At 65.9% G+C, this 7,638-nt stretch carries 6 protein-coding genes and 1 pseudogene; 4 read left to right on the top strand and 3 right to left on the bottom strand.

Going from position 1 to position 7,638, the window contains the following annotated elements:
* A pseudogene (locus VVR41_RS04715) lies at positions 1–465 on the top strand (hypothetical protein); the annotation flags it as partial.
* Here VVR41_RS04715 and VVR41_RS04710 read toward each other — a convergent pair.
* From VVR41_RS04710 to VVR41_RS04700, 3 genes are read right to left on the bottom strand one after another with little or no spacing between them, the layout of a single operon-like run.
* Complete coding sequence (locus VVR41_RS04710) at positions 462–2,924, bottom strand: tetratricopeptide repeat protein (protein WP_368523799.1); 2,463 nt, start codon at positions 2,922–2,924, stop codon at positions 462–464. The pseudogene VVR41_RS04715 and the gene VVR41_RS04710 overlap by 4 nt on opposite strands.
* Positions 2,924–3,907, bottom strand: coding sequence for a glutamate ABC transporter substrate-binding protein (locus VVR41_RS04705; RefSeq protein WP_368523798.1), 984 nt, complete (start codon positions 3,905–3,907; stop codon positions 2,924–2,926). Before VVR41_RS04705 ends, VVR41_RS04710 begins: the two co-directional genes overlap by 1 nt.
* Positions 3,907–5,367: a hypothetical protein gene (locus VVR41_RS04700; RefSeq protein WP_368523797.1), complete on the bottom strand. Its 1,461-nt coding sequence runs from the start codon at positions 5,365–5,367 to the stop codon at positions 3,907–3,909. Before VVR41_RS04700 ends, VVR41_RS04705 begins: the two co-directional genes overlap by 1 nt.
* Positions 5,368–5,493: 126 nt before the next feature.
* Between VVR41_RS04700 and VVR41_RS04695 the strand changes: the two genes are divergently transcribed.
* Genes VVR41_RS04695 through VVR41_RS04685 form a run of 3 tightly spaced genes read left to right on the top strand, consistent with a single transcriptional unit; the run spans position 5,494 to position 7,607 of the window.
* Positions 5,494–5,961: an NUDIX domain-containing protein gene (locus tag VVR41_RS04695; protein ID WP_368523796.1), complete on the top strand. Its 468-nt coding sequence runs from the start codon at positions 5,494–5,496 to the stop codon at positions 5,959–5,961.
* Positions 5,954–6,883, top strand: a complete 930-nt coding sequence (locus VVR41_RS04690; RefSeq protein WP_368523795.1) for an ABC transporter ATP-binding protein — start codon at positions 5,954–5,956, stop codon at positions 6,881–6,883. The genes VVR41_RS04695 and VVR41_RS04690 overlap by 8 nt, the downstream gene beginning before the upstream one ends.
* Complete coding sequence (locus VVR41_RS04685) at positions 6,876–7,607, top strand: ABC transporter permease (RefSeq protein WP_368523794.1); 732 nt, start codon at positions 6,876–6,878, stop codon at positions 7,605–7,607. Before VVR41_RS04690 ends, VVR41_RS04685 begins: the two co-directional genes overlap by 8 nt.
* Positions 7,608–7,638 lie beyond the last annotated feature (31 nt).

The following is a 7,638-nucleotide window of genomic DNA, read 5'->3' as shown; positions in this document are numbered from 1 at the left end:
CAGAGATCCGACATCACCAACGAGTACCTGCTGGCACAGTCGACGCTCCTGCCCAGGTCGCAGGGCATTAGAGGCTTTCGGGAGCTGCTCGCGTACGCGTCGCAACTGAGCGAGTCGCCGTTGGAGACGCTGGCGCGCGACGCGGTTCTGCAAGCAGAGCTGCCGGGAGTAGTCAGTGTGAAGCAGCAGGTCCAGTTCAAGTACTACGACTCGTGGGGGTTGATGCACTTCGGCCGGGCAGATATGGAGATCAACGGGTGCATCGTCGTGGAGGTCGACGGGCGCACGAAGTCGCGGGACAACTGGGAGTACGTGACCCACGAGGAGCGCGAGCGCGAACGCTGGCTCTTGCACGGTGAGAAGGTGCTCATTCGTGCGACGTGGGAGGAAGTGGTTTCAGGGGAGTTGGTGGAGCGGGTGCGCAACGCCCTAGTCCTCACCGGCTACGCAAAAAGGGCAGGTTAGAACCAGGTGGAGGGACGTACTTTGTTTGCCATGTCGACAAGCGCGTAGCGGTGGTGGGCATACGGGGCGTAGCGTGCCTGCTCGCGCAGGGTGACCGCTAGGCCGCCGCGCAGCCCGCGGATTGTGAAGGGGAACTCGAACAGGAGGTGGTTGCTCGAGGCTTTCGACACCCCGGCCTCGCGCAGGTAGGTCAGGCCGGCGCGCAGGACGTAGACCTTGATCTGGAGGAAGCGCGGCTCGTTGGTGGGGATCTCTTCTAGTCGGCGCGCGGCGCGCCGGATGCGGGATTCAGTGAGGTCTGCGGAGACGAGGTCGAGGATCGTCGTCAAGCGAGCCATGCGGTGGTGGCGCGAGGATTGGGGCACGCGGTCGAGGGCGGCGACGGCAAGTTCCACCTCGGCTTCGGCCATGAGCAAGCGGGCAAGACCGAACGCGGCGGAGACGGTGGTGGGGTTGGTCTGCCACACCAGCGAGTACAAACGCAGCGCGGTGTAGCGCAGCAGCGCCGGGTCAAAAACCAGCATGTTCCACTCAGGAGAGATCAGGCCGCGCTCCTCCCACTCCTCGAACAGGGAGGAGGGAAGGTCGCTCAAGTTGGAGCGGATGCCGACGGTGGCGCGGGCGATGTCGTCGTTAAGCAACTCGACGGCCTCGGGACCGTGTTGTTGTAGGAGGAGCTCGCTCAACGCGGCGATTGCGAGCTTGGGCGCGGACTCGCCGGGGACCATGTTGAGGACGCGGGAGAAGTCGCGCAGCGCGGTCTCGGTCTCACCGAGGAGGGTGTTTATGATGCCGAAGAACCAGGAGAAGCGCCAGTTGCGGCTGAGTTTCTCGCTGAGGGACTCCAGCCAGGCCCGGGCCTGGTAGGTCAGGCCCATGTCGAGCATGGCGCGAACGACGCCAAACGGGATTTCGTCGGATTCCTCGTACTGCGGGGTTTGCATCGCCTGGCGCAGGTTTTCCAGCGTTTCCTGCGGCTCCTGGTAGGCGGAGCCCTGGATCATGGATGCGCCGACGTCGGAGCGGTCGATCAGCGGTTGTGGGAGGGCGGCGACCAGTTCTTGGGGTGTGATCTCGACGGTGCGGGAGATGCCGTCGATAAGCTGATCCGTGCGGAAGACGAGGTGCTTGGTGCCAAACGTCGTACGCTGCGGGGAAAACAGCGAGTGCTGCGCGGGGTGGGTGATGCCGTCGCGGATGGCGATGCTCTCGCGCAGCACGCCGAGCAGCTGTGTTTCGAGCTCGGCGACGGTGGCGAAGCGCTTGGCTGGATCCGGGTGGCAGCAGCGCAGGATAAGCCGGTACAGGGAGAGGAACCGGCGAAACAGCGGCGTGTGGGTCGGTGAGGGCAGACCCGGCGCGTAGACGCCGTCCTCGCGCGGCAGATCCACAACGAGCGCGGCGAGCGTGCGGCCCACCGTGTAGATGTCGCTGGCGATCGACGGGCCCTGCGTGGATACCTCCGGCGCCTGAAAACCCTTGGTGCCATAGATATAGCCAAAAGCGCCGATCCCGGAGACCGCGCCGAGGTCAATGAGCTTGACTTGGTCCTCGGAGACGATGATGTTGTCGGGCTTGAGGTCGTTGTAGACAACGCCACGCGAGTGTAGGTAGTTCAGTGCCGGCAGGATCTCCAAGATGTAGGCGATGGCGATGTCGACGGGCAGCAAATGGTTCGGCTGCGCGTTGCGGCGCTTGCGCAGCGAGGGGCCACCGACATACTCCATGACGATGAACCCGCCGGGTGCGCGCGGGTCATCGACGAAGTTGAAGATCTTCACGATGCCGGGGTGCGTAATGTCCGCCAAGAACTCGCGCTCCGCGGCGGCGGCAGCTGCCTCGTCGTCGTTTTTTGCCGAGTGCAGTCCCTTGAGCACCACGACGCGCCCGGCCACGTGGTGGTCGTGGGCCAGATAGATCCAGCCCATGCCACCGTGGGCGATCACGCCGGTGATCTCGTACTGGTTGGCCACGATGTCACCCGGGTTGAGCTGGGGCAGCGGGATGCCCTTCTCCTCATGGGCTTTCTTCGGGTTGGTCAGGGCGCGCGCCGGGTCCGTGGGCGGGATCCACGGCAGCTCCACCATGCCGTCGGCTACGACGCGGGCCGCGCGCTTGGTTCCGCGTAGCTCGCGGAAGGTGTCGAGCGCGCGGCGGCGTGAGCGCTGCGAGGTATCTTCCTTGCTTGTGCCCTCGCGTAGCTTGTCCAGGTCGCGCAACAGCTGGGCAATATCGCCCAGGCCGGCGTACTCCTCGCTGCCGGTGGTGTCGACGAAGTGGGTGTCGGTGGAGTCATCATCTGCGAAGGGGTCGAAGGCGACGGCTTCGGTGGCGGGATCGGCAGCGGCGGCCTCCTGGCCAGGCGCAGTGCTGGGTGCGGCTGTGTCGTCGTCCTCGTCGGCAAACGGATCGAAGGCGACCGCCTCGGTGGGATCGCTGTCGGGGGTGCGCGAGGTCATCACTGGCCTCCTTCTGTATCGCGGTAGCGGATGGGCGGAAGGGCCGGGGTGGACGAGGATGCGCCCAGCCACGTGGCGAACATCTTGTTCCACGTGCCGTCGTCGCGGATGCGCTCCAGCGTCGAGTTGACCTGCCTGACCAGCCCGTCGTTGCCCTTTCGCACGGCAACGGCGTAGCGCTGGGTGCCGTAGGACGTGGGCAGCACCTCGGTGAGCGGGTCTTGGGCGGTCATGCCGGCGAGGATGGCGTCGTCGGCAAGCACGGCGTCGGACTGGTATAGCTGCGAGGCCATGAGGCAATCAGACCAGCTGCGGGTGCGCAGGATCTTACTGTCCGGGGCGACGCTGCGCGCCAGCTCAACCAAGTTGGTGCCGTCGACGACACAGATCGTGGCACCTGCGGCATCCGCGGGTCCGGAGATATCGCCGTCGAGGCGGGTGAGTAGGCGCACGGAGCTGGTCAAATATGGGGTGGAGAACTCGACGCGCTCGACCCGCTCGGGGGTGATGGACATGGTGCGCACGATGATGTCCACGGTGGCGTCGTCAAGCGAAGCGACGCGTTTCGACGACTCGACGAAGCGGAAGTCCACCTTGGTCGGGTCCCCGAAGATGTCGCGGGCGATCTCGCGGGCTAAATCGATCTCGAAGCCGCGCAGCTCGCCGTGGGCGGAGTCGCGGAAAGAAAGGAGGTACTGGGACTGATCGACGCCGACGATGAGGCGACCGCGCTCCAGGATCTCGGGCACGCGCTCGGCGGGCACGGCAGCATCGGGGCGCAACGAGCCCGGCCAGCTGTCATCATCGAGGTTGTCCCACCCCGGGCGGATACCGGCGGGATCGACCTGCGCGCCGGGCGGAAGCGGCAGGCCGGAGTAGGCCAACGGAGGCGCAGTCGGTGCCTGCGGGGCCGCGCCCTCGCCGGAGCAGGCGGTAAGCAGGACCAGAGACGCCACCACCGCCACGAGTGCACCGCCGCGCATCACAGGTACTCCCCAAGGCGGCGGCGAATACCCACCCAGATGGACAGGATGGAGAGCACCGTCAGAACCAGCACCGCGCCCGAGACGGCGCGCGTGGCGTCGAGCGAGGCGGAGATGTAGTCGCGCATGTCAGCGCGGGACTGGCTGATCAGTTCCTCCAAGGCCGCGTCGAGTCGCTGGTACGCCTGGGCGGAGGAGGATGAGCCATTCTCAGTGACGGTGACCAAATCAATGGCGTTGTCGAAGCGGCCCTCGTTGAGCGTGGTGATCAGCGCGCCGTGGGTGCGTGCCCACTGTTCCAACGCGGCGCGCCCAGAGGCAACCAGCGCGGGATCGGCGGTGGGCTCGGCCGCATCGAAGGCCTGCTGCACCACGCCGTACGTCCCAGTGAAGGAGGTGGCGGATTCATCGACGGACTGGCGGCGCAGCAGGGCGAAGATCTCATCGGTGCGCGTTTCCTGGGCGCTGATCCGGGCGGTCGTGAGCTCCTCCCAGGGGTTCGATGCCCTCTCAAAACCGACGGCGCCCGACTGGAACGCCACGATGTTGGATACGCCGACCCACCCGATAGCCAGGATCATCATCACCGTCGCGGCAAGGAAGCCCTTGTTCAGGCGTCGGCGGAACATACGCCACAGCGCCCACTGGGCAAGCAGCAAAAACCCCAGGGCGGCCACGAGGCCGGACAAGGGGAACCACTGGGGGGATGCGAGGCGAGCCATCTCGGCGCCGACTTGCTGGCGGGAGAGCTCGAAGAGCTGGGAGGCGTCGTCAAGCATGCGCTCGCGCATGATCCCGGAGGCCTGCGACATGTACGCCACACCGACGGGGTTGCCCAGGCGCTGGTTCGTGGTCGCGCGCTCCATCAGGCCCGCATACAGCGGCAGGTTGCGCTGCACCTGGCTGACAAGGTCGCGAATGTCGTCGCGGTTGGCGTTCGGATCCGTATCGACGGTGCTCTCAAGCACGTCGTTCGCCGCCACGACGGCCTGGTCGAGTGAGGCCCGGTAAAGGGTTACCTCGTGGGGGCCGACTGTGCCGGGGGAGATGAAATTCGTCGTGGCGACCGTGTCTGCCTGCGACAACGAGGTGTAGAGCAGGTGTGCGGAATTGCTCATCGGCTCCGTGGATTCAATGAGCATGTTCAGCGAATCCTGGCGCTGGGCCATCGACTGGCTCATCGCCCACCCAGCGGCGAACAGGGCGAGGGTGAGCACCGTCATCATCGCGATGATTTTGCCCGGGGTGGTCTCGGCGAAGTCGATGAACCGGCGCACCCACCGCAGCGGGCCGGTGAATGTCTCGGCGATAAAGGAGCGCGGGCCGCGGTTTTCGGGGCGGTCTTCCAGTTCGTCGAGCCAGGCGTCGTCGGAAAGCTCGGCAACCCCAACGCGCTCAGCGGACACGGCAACGACGTCGTCGTCGCCTTGTCTGCCCGCTACCGGTGCTGCCTCGCGCATAAGTATTAAGGATAACCCCTTGAAAACCGCGGCAGGCGGTTTCCTGTGCTCTCATTGCGCACGCGTCCAATGCTTCAGCGTCGGCGAGTCAAACTCGACCGCGCGGTGGTCTCTATTGTGGAGGGCATGGAAGGTGACGGCAACGGCTGGATGACGGGCCCGAACGGGCAGAAGATGTGGGGCCGTTTCGGCGCCGCAGGGTTGTTCCTCCAGGCAGGCGAGCGGGTGCTGCTGCAGCACCGTGCGATGTGGACGGCGCAGGGCGGAACGTGGGCCTTGCCAGGTGGGGCGCGTGATTCGCACGAGAGCGCGGCCGAGGCAGCGTTGCGCGAGGCGGTGGAGGAGTGCGCGATCGACCCGGCGCTCGTCCGCGTCAACGGTGAGGCTGTCACCGCCGGCCCATTCGACAGTGGTTGGTCGTACACCACCGTGTTCGCGGCCACCACGACCGGTGAGCCGATCGACACGGTAGCGAACGAGGAAAGCGATGAGCTGCGCTGGGTGGAGATTTCCGCGCTGCGCGAGTTACCGCTGCACCCGGGCTTCGAGGCGTCTTTGGACACCGTGGTGAGGCATACTGAGAGGCATGATTGAAGCTCACGGCCTGACAAAGGTCTACGGTGAGGTCCGGGCAGTCGACGACCTCACCTTCACAGTCAAACCCGGAGTTGTCACGGGCTTTCTCGGCCCGAATGGTTCCGGTAAATCCACCACGATGCGCATGCTGGTGGGGCTGGATTCGCCGACGTCGGGAAGCGCGCTGATCAGCGGTACCCCGTACCGCGACCTCGCCAACCCCGCCCGCACCGTCGGCGCCCTGCTGGACGCTAAGAGCGCGCATCCGAACCGCTCCGCGCGCAACCACCTGCTGTGGCAGGCCAACGCCGCGGGCGTGCCCTCCGCCCGCGTCGACGAGGTCCTGGATCTTGTCGGCTTGAGCGATGTGGCTGGCAAGAAGGTCGGCGGTTTCTCACTGGGTATGGGCCAGCGCCTCGGCATCGCCTCGGCCATGCTGGGGGACCCGGAGGTACTGATCCTCGACGAGCCAATCAACGGCCTCGACCCCGAGGGCATTCGCTGGGTGCGCAGTCTCCTGCGCTCGCTTGCCGACGAAGGCCGTACCATCTTCGTCTCCTCCCACCAGCTCGCGGAGATGGCGCAGACCGCAGAGCGCCTCGTGGTCATTGGGCGCGGCCGGTTGGTGGCTGACACCACGGTTGCCGAGTTCATTTCGGACAACTCCGCCGTCGCTGCGGTGGTGCGCCCCGCGTCCCCGCCGGCTCTGGAAGCTGCCCTGGCAGCGGCTGGTATCTCGTTTGTCCGCGGCGCCGACGCCGCCGGGCGGCCCATCGTCACCGTTGAGGGCCACACCAGCGAGCAGATCGGCGCTGTGGCATTCACGCACGGCGTGCAGCTCAACGAGCTGACCGAGCGCCGCGCCTCGCTTGAGGATGCCTACATTCACTCCACCGAGGGCCACGCCCAGTACACGTCCAAGGAGGACCCCAATGCTTAACACCTTCACCTCCGAATGGACCAAGCTGCGCACCACCCCCGCCTTCTGGTGGACCAGCGCCCTCGTGCTGGGCTTGCCGCTGGTTTTCGCCGCCGCCTTCGGCGCGATGGATAGCCCGGAGTCGTTCTCCTACATTCCGCTGTCCGTCGTGATGATGGTGGCCTCGTGCACCACGCTAATTGTCACCCTGCAGGCGATCATGACGGTGACCACCGAGTACCGGCACGGCACCCACGCCACAACCTTCCGCATTAACCCGAACCGGTGGCAGGTAGCGGTGGCCAAGCTGGTGCTCGCCTCGCTCATCGGCGCTGTGCTGACATTCGTGGCGCTGGTTTTCGCGTTCACGATTGGCGATGCGCTGGCCTTTAACCCGGCGCACTGGACGACCAACCCGGCGACCACGCGTGCCCTGTGGGCCTTGCCGCTCGCGGCCGTGTTCGTTGTCATGTTCAGCCAGGGTTTGGGGTGGATCGTGCGTAACACCGCCGGTGCGGTCACGCTCGCGTTCGCGCTGCAGTTCGTTATCGAAGCGCTTGTCAGCTTCCTGCCGCGCATTGGTCAGGACCTGGCAGAGTACATGCCCTTTTCCAACCTCTACGCGTTCATGCTCAACACTCCCCGCAGCGGCCTCGACCCGTGGGAGGCGCTCGGTGTTTACGCCGTGTGGGCGGTCGTGGTGTGGATCATCGGGCTCGTGTTGTTGCACACGCGCGACGCCTAAAACGCGACGCCTAAAACTAGCCCCACTCGGG

It is taken from the genome of Corynebacterium sp. LK2510, assembly GCF_040946405.1.
In the GTDB taxonomy this organism is placed as follows: domain Bacteria; phylum Actinomycetota; class Actinomycetes; order Mycobacteriales; family Mycobacteriaceae; genus Corynebacterium.
This window is presented reverse-complemented; position numbering and strand designations above follow the sequence as displayed.